Annotated in this window: 14 protein-coding genes and 1 pseudogene; 12 read left to right on the top strand and 3 right to left on the bottom strand. The window is 64.6% G+C overall.

The features are described from left to right. Positions 1-11 precede the first annotated feature (11 nt). The 10 genes from ACFXS9_RS34980 (at position 12) to ACFXS9_RS34935 (ending at position 10,227) form a co-directional block, all read left to right on the top strand. Positions 12-167 carry a hypothetical protein gene (locus tag ACFXS9_RS34980; RefSeq protein ID WP_392697230.1) on the top strand — a complete coding sequence of 52 codons (156 nt, stop codon included), beginning with the start codon at positions 12-14 and terminating at the stop codon, positions 165-167. Positions 168-565: 398 nt separating this feature from the next. Continuing rightward, on the top strand, positions 566-964 hold the full coding sequence (gene sdhC / locus ACFXS9_RS34975) for a succinate dehydrogenase, cytochrome b556 subunit (protein ID WP_334379755.1): 399 nt from the start codon (positions 566-568) through the stop codon (positions 962-964). A 14-nt stretch (positions 965-978) separates the two neighbouring features. Further along, a complete protein-coding gene (gene sdhD, locus ACFXS9_RS34970) occupies positions 979-1,353 on the top strand; it encodes a succinate dehydrogenase, hydrophobic membrane anchor protein (RefSeq protein WP_065744792.1) in 375 nt (124 codons plus the stop codon). A 3-nt stretch (positions 1,354-1,356) separates the two neighbouring features. Beyond that, entirely contained in the window at positions 1,357-3,213 is a 1,857-nt protein-coding gene (sdhA, locus tag ACFXS9_RS34965; protein WP_392697227.1) for a succinate dehydrogenase flavoprotein subunit, read from the top strand. 24 nt (positions 3,214-3,237) lie between these two features. After that, positions 3,238-4,023 (top strand): succinate dehydrogenase iron-sulfur subunit, encoded by a 786-nt coding sequence (locus ACFXS9_RS34960; RefSeq protein WP_028348437.1) that lies wholly within the window; start codon positions 3,238-3,240, stop codon positions 4,021-4,023. Between the two features lie 152 nt (positions 4,024-4,175). Then, positions 4,176-6,341 (top strand): ATP-binding protein, encoded by a 2,166-nt coding sequence (locus tag ACFXS9_RS34955; RefSeq protein ID WP_392697224.1) that lies wholly within the window; start codon positions 4,176-4,178, stop codon positions 6,339-6,341. Between the two features lie 118 nt (positions 6,342-6,459). Beyond that, positions 6,460-8,454, top strand: a complete 1,995-nt coding sequence (locus tag ACFXS9_RS34950) for an ABC transporter ATP-binding protein/permease (protein ID WP_392697222.1) — start codon at positions 6,460-6,462, stop codon at positions 8,452-8,454. A gap of 202 nt (positions 8,455-8,656) precedes the next feature. Continuing rightward, complete coding sequence (locus ACFXS9_RS34945) at positions 8,657-9,484, top strand: FkbM family methyltransferase (protein WP_392700174.1); 828 nt, start codon at positions 8,657-8,659, stop codon at positions 9,482-9,484. A gap of 42 nt (positions 9,485-9,526) precedes the next feature. Further along, entirely contained in the window at positions 9,527-9,913 is a 387-nt protein-coding gene (locus ACFXS9_RS34940) for a VOC family protein (RefSeq protein ID WP_392697219.1), read from the top strand. Between the two features lie 83 nt (positions 9,914-9,996). Continuing rightward, the gene (locus ACFXS9_RS34935) at positions 9,997-10,227 is read left to right on the top strand and encodes a hypothetical protein (RefSeq protein ID WP_082637337.1); all 231 of its coding nucleotides are present in this window, start codon (positions 9,997-9,999) and stop codon (positions 10,225-10,227) included. A 268-nt stretch (positions 10,228-10,495) separates the two neighbouring features. Here ACFXS9_RS34935 and ACFXS9_RS34930 read toward each other — a convergent pair whose 3' ends face one another. After that, complete coding sequence (locus ACFXS9_RS34930) at positions 10,496-10,969, bottom strand: hypothetical protein (protein WP_392697216.1); 474 nt, start codon at positions 10,967-10,969, stop codon at positions 10,496-10,498. Between the two features lie 38 nt (positions 10,970-11,007). Between ACFXS9_RS34930 and ACFXS9_RS34925 the strand changes: the two genes are divergently transcribed. Further along, on the top strand, positions 11,008-12,504 hold the full coding sequence (locus tag ACFXS9_RS34925) for an OmpA family protein (RefSeq protein WP_392697213.1): 1,497 nt from the start codon (positions 11,008-11,010) through the stop codon (positions 12,502-12,504). Between the two features lie 57 nt (positions 12,505-12,561). Here the strand turns inward: ACFXS9_RS34925 and ACFXS9_RS34920 are convergent. Then, positions 12,562-13,516: pseudogene (locus tag ACFXS9_RS34920) on the bottom strand (homocysteine S-methyltransferase family protein). Between the two features lie 202 nt (positions 13,517-13,718). Between ACFXS9_RS34920 and ACFXS9_RS34915 the strand changes: the two are divergent. Next, positions 13,719-14,360, top strand: a complete 642-nt coding sequence (locus ACFXS9_RS34915; RefSeq protein WP_392697210.1) for a TetR/AcrR family transcriptional regulator — start codon at positions 13,719-13,721, stop codon at positions 14,358-14,360. Positions 14,361-14,380: 20 nt separating this feature from the next. On the opposite strand, the gene ACFXS9_RS34910 is transcribed toward ACFXS9_RS34915, so the two are convergent. After that, entirely contained in the window at positions 14,381-16,135 is a 1,755-nt protein-coding gene (locus ACFXS9_RS34910; protein WP_392697207.1) for an alkaline phosphatase, read from the bottom strand. Positions 16,136-16,302 lie beyond the last annotated feature (167 nt).

Here is a 16,302-nt window from a genome sequence, read left to right as displayed (position 1 = left end):
AAAAGCCGTAGATGCGGATCAAAAATCCCTTCGGCAAAATCATCACTGAGCTTCCAGCTTTCCCGCGCCGGCAAGGCTCGGCGCCGATGCCGAACACGCCGGCCAAGGATCCCGACAGCGCGCTGACAGGGGCCGCAAAATCCGCATATCCGGTCGGCTCTGGCTGAATAGCCCTCGATGCGCTGACCGCCGGCTCCCAAGAACGCACCGGCGTCTTGTAGGGCAAGCAGAGGAGGCCAAGTCGCGGATCAGCCGTCGCCGCTGACACCGCTGAAAGATCAGAACACTTTTCGACTATCTCGTTGAACCTAACGCCGAACCAATCCATTCGGGCGCGCGTCGACCAAACATGTGATCTCTAGTTCATTTCTTTGGCCGTTCAAACTCATTCTGGTATACCAACCTGCTGAATCGTTCTCGTTTCGCAGCCCCGTAGCAGTGAATCGCTGTTCGATACAAAACGATTTGGCCGTTGCGCGGACTGTTTCGACTACGTAAATAGAATTCATCTACCGCGTTCCCCGGTGGGCCGGCCGCGGTCCCACACAACGTAAAAAGCCGCCGAATGACCGCCAGGATCGAACGACCGCTATCGCCCCATTTGCAGACCTACCGCGTCACCCTGACGATGGCGCTTTCCGTCGTCCACCGCGCCACCGGGATTGCGCTCTATTTCGGCACGCTACTGCTCGCCTGGTGGCTGATTGCAGCGGCGTCCGGCCCCGGGGCGTACGCCAATGTCCAGGCCTTCACCGGCAGCATCATCGGCAAGCTGATCGTGTTCGGCTACACTTGGGCGCTGCTGCACCATCTGGTCAGCGGTATCCGCTACTTCTTCTGGGACCTCGGCTACGGCTTCAAGGCCAACGAGCGCGAGGCCCTCACCTGGGGCGCGCTGATCGCCGGCATTTCGCTGACCGTCCTGGTCTGGATCATCGCCTATACGGTCGGAGGCGGACGATGAGCCGCCCCTCCTCGATGCGCACGCCGCTCGGCCGCGTCCGCAATCTCGGTTCCTCGCATTCCGGCACCACCGATTTCTGGCGCCAGCGCCTTACGGCGGTGGCGATGACGCTGCTGATCGTGCCCGTCATCGTGATCGTGCTGATGCTGATCGGCCGCAATCAGGCCGGCGCAGCGCAAATCCTCGGCTCGCTTCCGATCGCCATCATCCTGGTCCTCTTCATCATCGCCAGCGCCTGGCACATGAAGATCGGCATGCAGATCATAATCGAGGACTATGTGCACAACGAGACGCTGAAGCTCGCCAGTGTGATGGCCAATAATTTCTTCTGTATCGCGGTCGCCTTGGCGTCGATCTACGCGATCGTCAAATTGTCATCGGGAGTGTAACCCATGGCCTCTCAAGGTACGGCCGCCGAAGGTAACGGCAAGGCCACTAAGGCCAGTGGACCGGCCAGCAACGGAAAAGCCTATCCGATCGAGGACCACACCTACGACGTCGTGGTCGTCGGCGCCGGCGGCGCTGGCCTGCGCGCCGTGGTCGGCTGCAGCGAGGCTGGCCTGCGTACCGCCTGTATTACGAAAGTGTTCCCGACGCGCTCGCATACGGTCGCGGCCCAAGGCGGCATTTCGGCTTCGCTCGGCAACATGCATCAGGACGACTGGCGCTGGCACATGTACGACACCGTCAAGGGGTCGGACTGGCTCGGCGACCAGGACGCGATCGAATACATGGTGCGCAACGCGCCGGAAGCCGTCTACGAGCTGGAGCATTGGGGCGTGCCGTTCTCGCGCACCGAGGACGGCAAGATCTACCAGCGTCCGTTCGGCGGCATGACCATGGACTACGGCAAGGGCCAGGCGCAGCGCACCTGCGCCGCCGCCGACCGCACCGGTCACGCCATGCTGCACACGATGTACGGCCAGGCGCTGCGCCATTCGGCCGAGTTCTATATCGAATTCTTCGCCATCGACCTGATCATGGACGACCAGGGCGTCTGCCGCGGTGTCATCGCGCTCAAGCTCGACGACGGTACGCTGCACCGCTTCCGTGCCCAGACCACGATTCTCGCCACCGGCGGCTATGGCCGCGCCTACGCCTCCTGCACCTCGGCGCATACCTGCACCGGCGACGGCGGCGGCATGGTGCTGCGCGCCGGCCTGCCGTTGCAGGACATGGAGTTCGTCCAGTTCCACCCGACCGGGATCTACGGCGCCGGCTGTCTCGTCACCGAGGGCGCGCGCGGCGAAGGCGGCTATCTCGTCAATTCCGAGGGCGAGCGCTTCATGGAGCGCTATGCGCCCTCCGCCAAGGACCTCGCTTCGCGCGACGTGGTCTCGCGCTCGATGACCATCGAGATCCGCGAAGGCCGCGGCGTCGGCAAGAAGAAAGACCACATTTATCTGCACCTCGATCATCTCGATCCGAAGGTGCTGCAGGAACGGCTGCCCGGCATTTCCGAATCGGCGAAGATCTTCGCCAATGTCGACGTCACCCGCGAGCCGATTCCGATCGTGCCGACGGTGCACTACAACATGGGCGGCATTCCCACCAATTATCACGCCGAAGTCCTGACCAAGAAGGACGGCGACGACAATGCCGTGGTGCCGGGCCTGATGGCGATCGGCGAAGCGGCCTGCGTGTCCGTGCATGGCGCCAACCGGCTCGGCTCCAACTCGCTGATCGACCTCGTCGTGTTCGGCCGCGCGGCAGCGCTGCGGCTCGCCGAAAAGCTGACGCCGAACGGCAAGCAGCCCGAACTGCCGAAGGATTCCGCCGACATGGCGCTCGGACGGCTCGACCATTACCGCCATGCTTCCGGCGGCACGCCGACCGCGAAGCTGCGGGACAGCATGCAGCACGTGATGCAGAACAATTGCGCGGTGTTCCGCACCGGCGAAATCCTTCACGAAGGCCAGAACCTGATTCACAAGGTGCATGGCGGCATCGGCGACATCGCGACCACCGACCGCTCCCTGGTGTGGAATTCCGACCTGATCGAGACGCTCGAATTCGATAATCTGATCGTGCAGGCGGTGGTTACCATGGATTCGGCGGCGAACCGCACCGAAAGCCGCGGCGCCCACGCGCGCGAGGACTTTGCCGAGCGCGACGACAAGAACTGGATGAAGCACACGCTGGCCTGGATCGATCCGAACGGCAAGACCGTGATCGATTACCGCCCGGTGCACGACTACACGATGACGAACGACGTCCAGTACATCCCGCCGAAGGCGCGGGTGTATTGATGACGACAGCGAAGGCTTGCAAGCATGGCTGAATTCACGCTTCCGAAAAATTCGAAGATCACCGGCGGCAAGGCCTGGCCGAAGCCGGCAGGCGCGACCGAGACGCGCGAGTTCCGGGTCTATCGCTGGAATCCGGACGACGGCAAGAACCCGAGCGTCGACACCTATCATGTCGACATCAACGATTGCGGGCCGATGGTGCTGGACGGCCTGATCTGGATCAAGAACAACATCGACCCGACGCTGACCTTCCGCCGCTCGTGCCGCGAAGGCGTCTGCGGCTCCTGTGCCATGAACATCGACGGCCAGAACACGCTGGCGTGCACCAAGTCGATGCACGACGTGGCCGCAGGTGGCGCGGTGAAGGTCAATCCGCTGCCGCATCAGCCGGTCGTGAAGGACCTGGTGCCCGACCTCACGAACTTCTACGCGCAATATGCCTCGATCGAGCCGTGGCTGAAGACCACGACGCCGACGCCGCAGAAGGAATGGAAGCAAAGCCACGAGGACCGTGAAAAGCTCGACGGCCTTTACGAGTGCATCCTGTGCGCCTGCTGCTCGACTTCCTGCCCGAGCTACTGGTGGAACAGCGAGCGCTTCCTCGGGCCCGCCGCGCTGCTGCAGGCGACGCGCTGGGTGAAGGATTCCCGCGACGAAGCCACCGGCGAACGGCTCGACAACCTCGAGGACCCGTTCCGGCTGTACCGCTGCCACACCATCATGAACTGCGCCAAGGCCTGCCCGAAGGGCCTGAACCCCTCGGAAGCCATCGCCGAGCTCAAGCTGAAGATGGTCGAGCGCCAGATCTAGGCGTGATGCCGCGGCCCGGATACCGCGAACGGTCGGATTTGAATCTATTATGATCAATCCGGCTGGACCGCCGGAAGCGCAAGTTCCCTTCGCCGCTCCGCTTTATTCCTCGCACGACTTTGCGTTAAGCTCGCCACGAAGCCGGAGCGAGCGTGCAGACCGCGCAACCTAATTCGCTGAGACTGCTGCAATGGATGATGGTCGCCTCATTGGCGCTTCCGTTGGCGCTGTTTGTATTTGCATCGGCGGTCTCCTGGGTCTCGATCCGCGAAACGGCCGACCGTGAAATCGAGCGCACGCTGGATGTCGCGCACGAGCATGCGCTCAAAGTATTCGAGACCATCGACCGCAGCCTGTCGGAGATCGCCGAGATCATCCGCGACCTTCCCGACGCTGACATCGTTGCCCGCGAACAAGCGCTGCATTTACGGCTGAAGCAGTTGGTCGCCTCCCTGCCGCAGGTGAAGTCGGCCTGGATTTTCGACGCCAAGGGCCACGCACTCGTCAACAGCCTCGTCGTCCCGGCACCCGAGATCGATTTTTCCGACCGGGACTATTTCAAGGCTCACGTCGCCGGCGATATCGGAACCTATATTGGCGAGGCGCTCACGCCGCGGCCGCCCTACCAGGGCGCCGCATTCTTCGGCGTCGGCAGACGGCGCCCGAGCGAGGACGGCAGCTTCGCAGGCGTGATCCAGACCTCCGTGCTGCCGGAATATTTCGAAAATTACTACGCCCGGATCGGCCGCGAGCCGGGCAGTTTCTTCGCGGTCGGTCGCACGGACGGCACCGTGCTCGCTCGTTTTCCCACCGCAAGCCGAGACATCCGCCTCGACCGCAACGGCGCGCTCGGAAAACTGATCGCGGCCGATCCCAAGGCTGATCCCAAGTCCGATCCCAAGGCCGGCCTCATCACCGTGACCTCATCGACCGACGGCATCGAACGGCGCCTCGGATATCAGCGGCTGGCCGAATACCCGATCTATGTCAGCGCCGGTCTCGAGACGTCGGTGATCCGGGCGCGCTGGCTGTCCACCATGAGCCAGCACCTGATTTTCGGCGCGCCGGCCACCGCGCTGCTGTTTGCCCTGCTGGGGCTGGCCTTGCGCCGGACGCGCCATCTTTATTTCGAGGCCGAGAAGCGCCGGGTGGCCGAGGAAGCGCTGAAGCACGGTCAGCGGCTGGAGGCGCTGGGCCAGTTGACCGGCGGCGTGGCGCACGACTTCAATAATCTGCTGACGGTGATCGGCGCTTCGGTGGACCTGTTGCGGCGGCCCGACCTGCCGGAACAGCGGCGGCTGCGCTATATCGATGCGATCTCGGATACGGTGACCCGCGCCGCCAAGCTGACCGGGCAATTGCTGGCCTTCGCGCGGCGGCAGACGTTGAAGCCGGAGGTGTTCGACGTCGGGCGGACCGTGCAGATGCTGAGTGAAATGATCGGCACCCTGATCGGTTCGCGCATCGAAATTGTCATCCTTGGGCCGGAAGAACCGTGCTTCGTCAACGCCGACGCCGGACAGTTCGAAACCGCCATCATCAATATGGCCGTGAACGCGCGGGACGCTATGGAAGGCCGCGGGCGGCTGACGATTGCGGTCGGAATGGCGGCCAGCCTGCCCAACGCCGCCCCGCAGCCGCAACATCCATATGGCTATGTGGCCGTATCCGTCGCCGATACCGGCAGCGGCATTCCGCCGGACCAGTTCGAACGCATTTTCGAACCCTTCTTCACGACCAAGCAGGCCGGCCATGGCACCGGGCTCGGCCTGTCGCAGGTATTCGGCTTCGCCAAGCAATCCGACGGCGAAGTGGCTGTGTCCAGCGAAGTCGGCAAGGGCAGCATTTTCACGCTGTATCTGCCGCGCACCGCCGGCAGCGGCAAATCGCGACAGACGCCGGCACCAGATGCCGCGGCGATCGACGGAAGTGGAATGTCGGTGCTCGTGGTCGAGGACAATGCCGAGGTCGGGCGCTTCGCCACCGATGCGCTGGCCGAACTCGGCTACGCCACCAGACTCGTCGGCAACGCCGTGCATGCACTCGAAGAACTGGCGGCCGGCGCCGAGCATTTCGATGCCGTGTTCACCGACGTCGTGATGCCCGGCATGACCGGCATTGAACTCGCCCAGGAAGTCCGCCGCCGCCATCCCGACCTGCCGGTGGTGCTGACCAGCGGTTACAGCCACGTGCTGTCGGAACACGGCAGCTACGGTTTCGAGCTGCTGCAAAAGCCCTACTCGATCGAGCAGCTCTCCCTTGTGTTGCACCGGGTTGGCCGGCGGAAGGTAGAGCCGAGCCCGGAAACGCGGGCGTGATCCAGGTGCCGCAAGTGCCAATGATTGGCTTCGGCGTTTTCCACGTCATTGCAATGACGGCCGAGGGATACTCAGACAACCGGCAGGAACCATCTGATTTCCCTTACGTTATCGCGGCATGGCCAGATCCGATGTGAAGCCCAAGCCATCTGTCAGGAAATCCTCAGCCAAGAAATCCCCTGAGAAGCAAGAAGATTCGGAGTTCGTGGACGTCACGGCGGAAGGCGGCGAACGTGTCGAACCGCCGCCGCCGGAGGTCGTCGAGCCCGATCCGGAAATGTCTCCGGAAGAGGCCGAGCAGGCCCGCAAAAATTATCTGCTGACGCGGTTCTGGATCAGCGCGCGCGGCTATTGGGGCAGCGGCGGCGACCGGCTGGCGTGGCTGCTATCGATCGGCCTGCTGCTCCTGATCGTCACCAATGTCGGATTTCAGTACGGCATCAATGTCTGGAATCGCGCAATCTTCGACGCCATCGAAAGGCGCGACGCCGCGACTGTCTATTTTCTCACCGCGGTGTTCTTTCCGCTGGCCATCGGCAGCACGTTGCTCGGCGTGGCCCAGGTGTTCGCCCGCATGGGCATTCAACGGCGCTGGCGCGCCTGGCTGACGAATGCGGTGATCTCGCGCTGGCTGGCCAACGGCCGCTACTATCAACTCAACCTCGTCGGCGGCGATCATCAGAATCCCGAATACCGCATCGCGGAGGATTTACGGATCGCGACCGATTCGCCGGTGGATTTCGTTGCCGGCGTCACATCGGCATTTCTGTCAGTCGCCACCTTCATCGTGGTGCTCTGGACCATCGGCGGCGCGCTCACGATCACGCTCGCGGGATCGACCATCACCATCCCCGGCTTCCTCGTGATCGCCGCGATCGTCTACGCTGCGATTGCTTCGGGCTCGATCACGACGATCGGGCGAAGCTTCGTGCAGGTATCCGAAAACAAGAACCAGGCCGAGGCCGAATACCGCTACGTCCTGACCCGCGTGCGCGAGAACGGCGAGAGCATCGCGCTGCTCGGCGGCGAAGAGGAAGAGCGCGACGGCATCAACAAGACCTTTTCAAAAGTGCTGCAGCAATGGGCGCGGCTCGCTGGCCAGCATATGCGCACCACGCTGGTGTCGCATGGATCGGGTCTCATCGCGCCGGTGGTTCCGATATTATTGTGCGCGCCAAAATTTCTCGAGGGCAGCATGACGCTGGGCCAGGTGATGCAGGCGGCATCCGCCTTCACCATCGTGCAGACCGCGTTCGGCTGGCTGGTCGACAATTATCCCCGGCTGGCCGACTGGAACGCCTGCGCGCGCCGCATCGCTTCGCTGATGATGTCGCTCGACGGCCTGGAGCGCGCCGAGCAGGGCGACGGTATCGGCCGCATCCAGCGTGGGGAGACGGAAGGCGGCGCCGTGCTGAGCCTCAACGATCTCTCGGTGACGCTGGACGACGGCACCGCCGTCGTCGGCGAGACCGAAGTCGTGATCGAACCCGGCGAGCGATTGCTGGTGGCCGGCGAGTCCGGCACCGGCAAGAGCACGCTGGTCCGCGCGCTCGCCGGGCTGTGGCCCTGGGGCGGCGGCAGCGTCAATTTCCATCCTGACCGCCGGCTATTCATGCTGCCGCAAAAACCCTACATACCCACCGGCACGCTGCGCCGCGCGATTACCTATCCCGGCGCCGCCGAGGACTGGCTCACCGAACAGATCTGCGACGCCCTGCACAAGGTCGGCCTCGACCATCTCAAAGAGAAGATCGAGGAAGAGGGACCATGGGACCAGACGCTGTCCGGCGGCGAGAAGCAGCGGCTCGCCTTCGCGCGGCTGTTGCTGCACAACCCCGACATCGTGGTGCTGGACGAGGCGACGTCGGCGCTCGACGAGAAGAGCCAGGACAGGATGATGGAGATCGTCATCAAGGAATTGCCGAACGCCACCATCGTCAGCGTCGCGCATCGCGCCGAGTTGGAGGCGTTCCACAGCCGCAAGATCGTGCTGGAGCGACGCAAGGGCGGCGCCAAGTTAGTCAGTGACGTCGACCTGATTCCGCGCAAGGACAAACGCCGCCTGCTCGGTCGCTTCCTGCGTCATCGCAAGGGGACAAAGAATGCGGCGTGAGACGACAAAAGATCCCCGTCGTCCCTGCGAAAGCAGGGACCCATAACCGCCAGCCTTGATTATGCGGAGAGTATCAACTCCGACCGCCCCAAATCGCGAAGCCGCGGCGTATGGGCCCCTGCTTTCGCAGGAGCGACGGATGTCATTGGAGTCGCGTGCAAAACCGGCTATGCATGCGCCGCTTCAATTGAGGGACTTAGGTTTGACGCCCGACAACGATCCGTCGCCCGCGCCGTTCGGCGCGTTCGCCCCGAATGCCGCACAGGCCGCCATTATCTTGCTGGCCCACCGCTCGCGGCTGAAACGCGGTGCGTTCCGGCCGATGCTGTCGCGGCTGGTGAACCTGTTGCGGACAGGGCCTGTCGACGTGCAGTACCAGGGCGCTTCGTTCCGCTTCTATCATCAGGCCAGCGCCACCGAGCGCGGCGCGCTGTTCAATCCCGACTACAATCTCGAAGAACTGAGTTTTCTCCGCGCGCATGTGCCCGCGGGCGGCGTATTCGTCGATGTCGGCGCCAATGTCGGCACCTATGCGCTTGCGCTGGCGCGCCATGTCGGCGCCGGCGGCAAGGTGATCGCAATCGAGCCGCACCCGGTCACCCATGCGCGGCTTGCCTTCAACAACGCCGCCTCCGGCTACACGCAGGTGCGGCTCGTCGCGGCCGCCGCCGGTCCCGCCGATGGCGAGTTGATGATCGAAACCGATGGCGACAATCTCGGCGCCAGCCACATCGTATCAAGCGGGGCCTCCGGCAAGGCGATCGAGGTGCCGTCGCTGCGGCTGCAGCGCATCCTGCAGGAGGCTGGTGTCTCGCATGTCGACGCGCTCAAGATCGACGTCGAAGGATTTGAGGATCGCGTGCTGACCGGCTTCTTCGCCGACGCACCGCAGGCCTTGTGGCCCCGCGCCATCGTGATCGAGCATCTGTCGAAGGACGAATGGCAGCAAGACTGCATCGCCGACATGCGCTCGCGAGGTTACGCCGAGACCGGCAAGACCCGCAGCAACACGCTGTTGGCACGAGGCTGAATTTCCGTTGCGAACCCATCTCTCAAACCGCAGGAGAGCTTGATGATCGACCACATCGGATTTCCGGTTTCGGATTATGAACGTTCCAAGGCCTTCTATCTGAAAGCCCTGGCGCCGCTCGACTACACCCTCGTGATGGAAGTCACGCAGGAGCAGCACAGCCACGAACCCGCCGCAGGTTTCGGCGCCAACGGAAAGCCCGATTTCTGGATCGGCGGCGAGGGCGGATTGGACAAGCCGCTGCATGTCGCGATCGTGGCGAAGGACCGCGCCACGGTTGATGCCTTCTACAAGGCGGCGATGGCCGCGGGCGGGCGCGACAACGGTCCGCCCGGGATCCGCGCGATCTATCATCCGAACTATTACGGCGCGTTCGTGCTCGATCCGGACGGCCACAACATCGAGGCCGTCTGCCACGCACCCGAGTAATCCGGTTCCACTATTGGATCACGCGGGAACTTGACGCCGCCGTCGTCGTTGTCGTTCCCGGAACTTGTAGTCCGGGAGATCTGATGCCGATTGAACCGCCGGAAGTACCGCCGGCGACACCGGGACAGCCGACGGAGCCGCCGCGCGAGGAGCCGCCGGGTCGTCCTCGTCCGGAGGTGCCGCCACCGGTTCATGAACCGGGCCGGCCACCGCAGCCGCGGGAATTGCCGGGCGAGATGCCAGACGAGCTACCGGTGCGTGGGCCGAATGGCCCGCGAACACCTAACCCAGCCACCGATCCGGAGACCGAATGAAACAAACTTTGAAGGCACCGTCTGAACGCGCAATGAACGAGGGGCAATGCAACCCTTTGCTTTCATGAAATAAAAAGCTACGGGCGATTTGTAAGCCGCCACAATCCGGCCTAATGATTAGCTGCTGATCGACCAACTGATACCTCAATACGGCACTTCCGTTACTGCCAGGCCTTTTCTACTGCCGGGCCTTTTCCGGGGACCAAAGGACATCATGACAAACCTTCGCATCGTGCTGCTTGCCACAACTGCCCTGTCGGTAACGCAGCTAGCGAGCTTCGCATCGCATGCGCAGACCGCTCCGCTTGTCCTGGCGCAAGCCAAGGAAGAGGAAGGCAAAGGCAAGGGACAGCAGCCGCCGCCGAAGGGTGCGCCGCCACCGGCGGCCGCTCCCACTCGACCGGCGCCTACCCCCCGCCGCCTCCCGCCGCGGCGCCGCCTCCACGTCCGACGCCTGCCCCACCGCCGCCGGCGGCTGCCCCACCGCCGCGCCAGGCACCGCCGCCCCCGCCACCGGCGGCTGCACCGCCGCCACGTCCAACGCCGGCGCCACCCCCTCCGGCAGCCGCGCCGCCGCGTCCAACACCGCCTCCGCCGCCGCCTCCTGCGGCCGCGCCCGCGCGTCCGACTCCGACACCGCCACCTCCCGCGGCGGCGCCTGCGCGTCCGACCCCACCGCCGCCTCCGCCACCAGCGGCAGCTCCCACTGCGCCGAAGCAGCCGGCGGCACCGACGCCGACACCTACGCCGCCTTCCGCTCAGAAGGGGACGCCGTCTCCCGTGCCGCCACCCCCGGCAGCCGGCGCGAGACCTTCGCCAACGCCGGCTCCGGCCGCGTCGCCGCCGACGACTCCACCGCCCGGCGGAACCACAACCGCGCCACCGGCGCGTCCCGGCGCGCCGCCCGCGACGCCACCAGCCGCGGGCACCCCGACCCCGACGACGCCTCCGGCGGCGGGGGCGCCAACGACACCGCAGGGACGCCCCGGCACACCACCTCCGGCGGCAGGTGCGCCGACACCGGCGCCAACGCCACCGACGGGCCGCCCCGGCGCGCCGGCTCCCGGCGCCCCCGCTGCAACACCGCCGGCCGCGACACCCGCGCCGACGGCGCCCCCGGCTGCCGGCACTCCGGCGGCTCCGGGCACCACGACCGCTCCCGCGGCGCCGACCGCCGTGCCCGGTGCCCCGGCCGCCACGCCGCCGGCCGGCCGAGTCCAGAACGCGCCGCCAACGGTCGCGCCGGCCTTCCAGCGTGCGCCGCAGGTTACGGCACCACTTCCGGCGCCGCCTCCTCCGACCCAAGAGGGGCTCAGGGTGATCGCGCCGGGCACTCGGGCCGCAGGGCCGCAGCGCCTCGACGACTTCCGCGGCCAGCGTCGCGAAATTCAGGAAGGCGGACGCACGGTTATCACCGAACCCGGCCGGATCATCGTTCGCGATCCCGGCGGACAGGCCTACGTCCGTCACAACGAGGTCGAGCGCTTCCGCTACGGCGCGCGCGACATCCAGACCCAGACCGTCGGCGGCGAGACCCGCACTGTCGTCATCAGGCCCGACGGCAGCCAGGTCATCACCGTGATGGGCCGCGACGGCCAGTTGCTGCGCCGTATCCGCCGCGACGAGCGGGGCCGCGAGATCATCATCATCGACAACAGCTACCGCGATCCGCGGGCGGCCGGCGGCTTCTTCGTCGCGCTGCCGCCGCCGACGATACGCATTCCGTATAACCGCTACATCGTCGATGCCGAGGAGGCGGAGCCGGAGGTGATCTACGACACCTTGATGGCGCCGCCGGTGGAACGGATCGAACGGCGCTATTCGCTGGACGAAATCCGTTACAGCCCGACCGTGCGCCAGCGCATGCCGAGCATCGACGTCAACACCATCAACTTCGAAACCGGATCGTGGGAAATCCCGCCCGATCAGGCGGCGAAGCTGCAGGTGATCGCCGACGGCCTCAACCGCGCAATCCAGCAAAACCCGCGCGCGGTATTCCTGATCGAGGGCCACACCGACGCGGTCGGAAACGACGTCGACAATCTGTCGCTGTCGGACCGCCGTGCCGAATCCGCCGCCACCCTGCTGACGCAGCAGTTCAACGTGCCGGCGGAAAACCTGACCTCGCAGGGCTATGGCGAGCAGTACCTGAAGGAGCAGATCGACGGGCCGAGCCCGATCAACCGGCGCGTCACCATCCGCAACATCACGCCGCTGCTCACTGGCGGTCAGGCGTCGCTGCCGCCGCCCCCGCCCGGCACCGCGCCGCCGCGCTGAGCCTGGCGGTCAGTCAAAATGAAATGGCCGGGAACAATCCCGGCCATTTTTGTTGCATCACGCGCTGAGGGCCCGCGGTGGCACGCACGCCTTGCAAATGGCGGCCGCGTGCCGGTGATCGGTGCCGCAGCAGCCGCCAAGAATGCGCATCGTGGGAAACGCGCTCCTGAGCGCAACATAACGCCGCCCGAGATCGGCCGGATCACCCGCATCGAGCGTTTCGGATTCGTCTAGTTCGGCATGGCTCTTTGTCGAGGCGTTGGCCCTGATGCCATGGATGCGTTCGGTCCAGGCTTCACCCGCCTTCAACGTGTCTTCGAAATGCGTCGGGTGCGCGCAGTTGATCAGGAAGTATTCGGGCGCACCGTCGGTCTCGCGATCCACGGTCTCGATCGCCTCACGCAACGTTTCTCCTTTCACCAGGCGGCCATTGGTCTCCACAGTGAACGAGATGGCCGCCGGAATCCCTTGCGACCGCGCTGCGCGCGATGCCGATCGCTTCATTGATGCTGGTAAGGGTATAGGCGGTGACCATGTCGGCGCCGCCTTCGACGAAGGCCGCAATCTGCGCCCGATGATAGGCCTCGGCTTCGTCAGCCTGCATGTTGCCTGCCTTGTAGCCGTCACCGCGCGGGCCGATGGCGCCGCTGATGACGCAGGGTGCACCTGGCCGTTCCCAGCCGGTGCGCAGCTCCTCGAGGAATGCAATCGAACGGACATTGATCCCAGCGAGCGCGGACGCATCATAGCCGAGCTTGGTGCCCCAATCCGGATTGGCACGCCATGTCGGGCCGTCGAGCACGAAGCCAACCCCATGCTCGCGCGCGACCGCGAGATAGGAGGCATAATACTGCTTCAGCTTCTCCCGCCCTTCGGCGCTATCCAGCAGCACAAAGGCAGCGAAGTGCGGCAGCTCCACGCCTTCGTGGAAGATCAGCGTGGTTTCCATGCCGCCATCGGTGAGGAAAACGCCACCGCGGCGCTGCGGCAGGGCGTGTCGGTATTTGGCCATTTCAACATCTCCGCGAAATTAGAGGACCTCGATACGTCTCTCGCGCATCGTCCAGGTCCGGCGATGTTGGTGCCTCATAGTGTCGCGGCCGCCTAGGCGGCTCGTGGTGCGGATGAACCTTGAGCTGCAAAATGATACGAAATCAAATGGTTGCCGGCGGGGCGCAAGGCTCCTGCGCTGCCGGCCGTGGAGAAACCGTACCATGAGTGCAGTTTTGGAGACCCCGAAGGGCAAGGGCGAAGCCACCCGCGAGAGAATTCTCGAGATCGCGGAGGCGGCCGTGCTCGCCAAAGGCTTCGGCGCGACCTCGATCGAGGAAGTGATCGCCGAGGCCGGCCTCACCAAGAGCGGCTTCTTCTACCACTTCAAGGACAAGAACGCGCTCGCCCGCGAAATGGTCCGGCGATATGTCGCAACCAACGATCGCCTGTTCGACGAAATCTTCGGGCGCGGCCAACAGCTATCGGACGATCCGCTGCAGGCGTTCCTGATTTCACTGAAGCTGCTTGCGGAAACCATGGCCGATCTGCCGAACGGACATCCGGGCTGCCTGATCGCCAGCATCTGCTATCAGGAGCGGCTGTTCGACCGTGAGATACGCGATCTCACCGCGCAATCCGTGCGGGACTGGAACGCGCGCTTCCGCGCGATCCTAGACGGCATCGCGGCGGTCTATCCTCCGAGAGAGCCGGTCGACCTCGACGATGTCGCCGACATGCTGTCCTGCATCGTCGACGGCGCCATCATCATGTCCAAGACGCTGAACGATCCCGGCCGTCTCGAACGGCAGATCATGATCTTTCGAAGCTGCATCAAACTGATGTTTGCACCGCCGGCGTCTTAATGAAGCTCACGGCGCAAAAGCTACCGGCCTACTGCGGCAAGGCCGAGCGCCTCCGCCATCACACGAAAGACTTCGGTATTGTCCATCGAGCCCCGCACGCGTTCGCTGCCGGGGCCGGTCGCGGTGAGGATGACGTCCTCACCGGAATGCACGCTCGCCCCGACCATCGCCGGCAGGTTTCCCGGCCTCAGCACCGCGCCGGGGACGCCCTTGTATTTCTCATTGGCCTTGAAGGTCGCGGGATCGTCGCCCTTCACGGTCGGCTCGTTCGGATCGTCGAGCTTGGGACGGAGGGTCTCGTAATGGTCGGGAAGGCTGGCGGAGAAGATGGCAAGCCGCCGGCTGACATCGACGCGCGGCGGATAGCCGTCCGCATCAGGCGCCGGATAGTTGGGGAAGCCGGCTTTGTCGTAGACGCCGACGCGTTCGCGGAACGGCACGTTCGGCGTCGTGCTCATGTCGTCATTGATGGTGCCGACAAGGCTGTTGGGATGGTTGTGGTCAGCCACAACCAGGATCAGGGTGTCGTCGCCGCGCTTGCTCGCCCAATCGCGGGCGAGGCGCACGGCATTATCGAGCATGATGGTGTCGTAGACCGCCCGCTCCATGTCGAGCAGATGCGCGTATTTGTCGATCATTCCGGACTCAACCATCAGGAAGAAGCCAGCCTCGTTCCTCGACAGCACGTTCAACGCAGCCTGAACCTGTTCGGTCAGGTCAGGTTGCTCGGGGAATTTCTTGACGCCGCCGCCCTTGAGGAATTTGCGGTCGAGCGCGCCATCCATATTCCCGGCGGCGAACAGGCCGAGCAACCGGCGCGTCTCGGACTTTGTCGCGAGCGCGTTTAGTTCGCCCGCGGTGGTCGCCAAGGGATAACCGGCCTCGCGGAAACGGGCGATATAATCGACATCATCCTTGCGCTTTCCGGATGCAGCTTTTGGCAGGAAATTGGCGCTGCCGCCGCCGAGCAACACATCAGGCTTGGCCGCGAAATATTGCTCAACAATCTGATCGTACTCGGCGCGGCGGCGGGTATGGGCCACCATCGCCGCGGGTGTTGCATCCTCGATCTCGGTGTTGCTGACGACGCCTACCGCCATGTTGAGCCGGCGCTTGACCAGGTTCGCAATGGTCTCGACCTTGGGATCGTCTAACGGGTCCTTGGTGCGATCCGCATAGACACCCATCGCATTGACGGCGCTCTTGTGGCCGGTGGCATAGGCGCTGGCCGAGTTCGCCGAATCGGTGATGATCGAATCGGAGCCCGCCGTCGCCACCAGCGCCATATGCGGCATGTCGTCGATTGCGAGCTTGCCGAGGCTCTTTCCTTCAGCGATGCCCTTGGAAAGCAGCCGTGCCGCAACGCGATGCGAGGGCGACATGCCGTCACCGATGAACAGGATGACATTTTTCGCCTTGCGCGGGCCGGTGTCGTAGACGGTCCATGTCACCTTGCCGCCGCGCGCGCCGTCACCGGCCTCGACGACGACAGGGCCGGGCGCGGTCAGCGTGACATCGCGGAGGATCAGCGCCGACTGGTCCTTGCCGTCCTCGCGCTCGACGAAGGTTCCGGACTGGCCGAAGACAGCGGCATGGTCCCGACCGTTGACCGTCACCTTCAGCTTCGCCGGATCGACCTTGTCGGGAAATTCGACCTTGAGGTCGAACCGCGCGCCGGAAAGGATTTCGGCGCGGTCGATGGGATAGATCGTCTGGGCATCGGCTGCTGATGCCGAAAGCAGGAGGGCGAGGGAGATGGTGACGGGCTTGATCATGATCGAGGCTCCGGTCGGACAGACGGAACGGGCAGCGTGCGCGGCTGCCCGGCAGGAATCCAGGCGGGCAAAATCTATCTGTCCCGGATGACGTATCCATAACGGACACCTCATCCGCGCTGCCCTCGGGTCCCGGCTCTGCGCCGCACCGCTACGCGCTGCATCGC

This window comes from Bradyrhizobium sp. RDI18 (assembly GCF_043203335.1).
In the GTDB taxonomy this organism is placed as follows: Bacteria; Pseudomonadota; Alphaproteobacteria; order Rhizobiales; family Xanthobacteraceae; genus Bradyrhizobium; species Bradyrhizobium retamae.
This window is presented reverse-complemented; position numbering and strand designations above follow the sequence as displayed.

What these genes read in the sequence shown, in the direction of transcription:
- ACFXS9_RS34910 (WP_392697207.1), bottom strand. Translation starts at nt 16,135, where the DNA reads ATGATCAAGCCCGTCACCATCTCCCTCGCCCTCCTGCTTTCGGCATCA.
- ACFXS9_RS34915 (WP_392697210.1), top strand. Translation starts at nt 13,719, where the DNA reads ATGAGTGCAGTTTTGGAGACCCCGAAGGGCAAGGGCGAAGCCACCCGC.
- sdhD (WP_065744792.1), top strand. Translation starts at nt 979, where the DNA reads ATGCGCACGCCGCTCGGCCGCGTCCGCAATCTCGGTTCCTCGCATTCC.
- ACFXS9_RS34980 (WP_392697230.1), top strand. Translation starts at nt 12, where the DNA reads ATGCGGATCAAAAATCCCTTCGGCAAAATCATCACTGAGCTTCCAGCT.
- sdhC (WP_334379755.1), top strand. Translation starts at nt 566, where the DNA reads ATGACCGCCAGGATCGAACGACCGCTATCGCCCCATTTGCAGACCTAC.
- ACFXS9_RS34935 (WP_082637337.1), top strand. Translation starts at nt 9,997, where the DNA reads ATGCCGATTGAACCGCCGGAAGTACCGCCGGCGACACCGGGACAGCCG.
- ACFXS9_RS34950 (WP_392697222.1), top strand. Translation starts at nt 6,460, where the DNA reads ATGGCCAGATCCGATGTGAAGCCCAAGCCATCTGTCAGGAAATCCTCA.
- ACFXS9_RS34940 (WP_392697219.1), top strand. Translation starts at nt 9,527, where the DNA reads ATGATCGACCACATCGGATTTCCGGTTTCGGATTATGAACGTTCCAAG.
- sdhA (WP_392697227.1), top strand. Translation starts at nt 1,357, where the DNA reads ATGGCCTCTCAAGGTACGGCCGCCGAAGGTAACGGCAAGGCCACTAAG.
- ACFXS9_RS34960 (WP_028348437.1), top strand. Translation starts at nt 3,238, where the DNA reads ATGGCTGAATTCACGCTTCCGAAAAATTCGAAGATCACCGGCGGCAAG.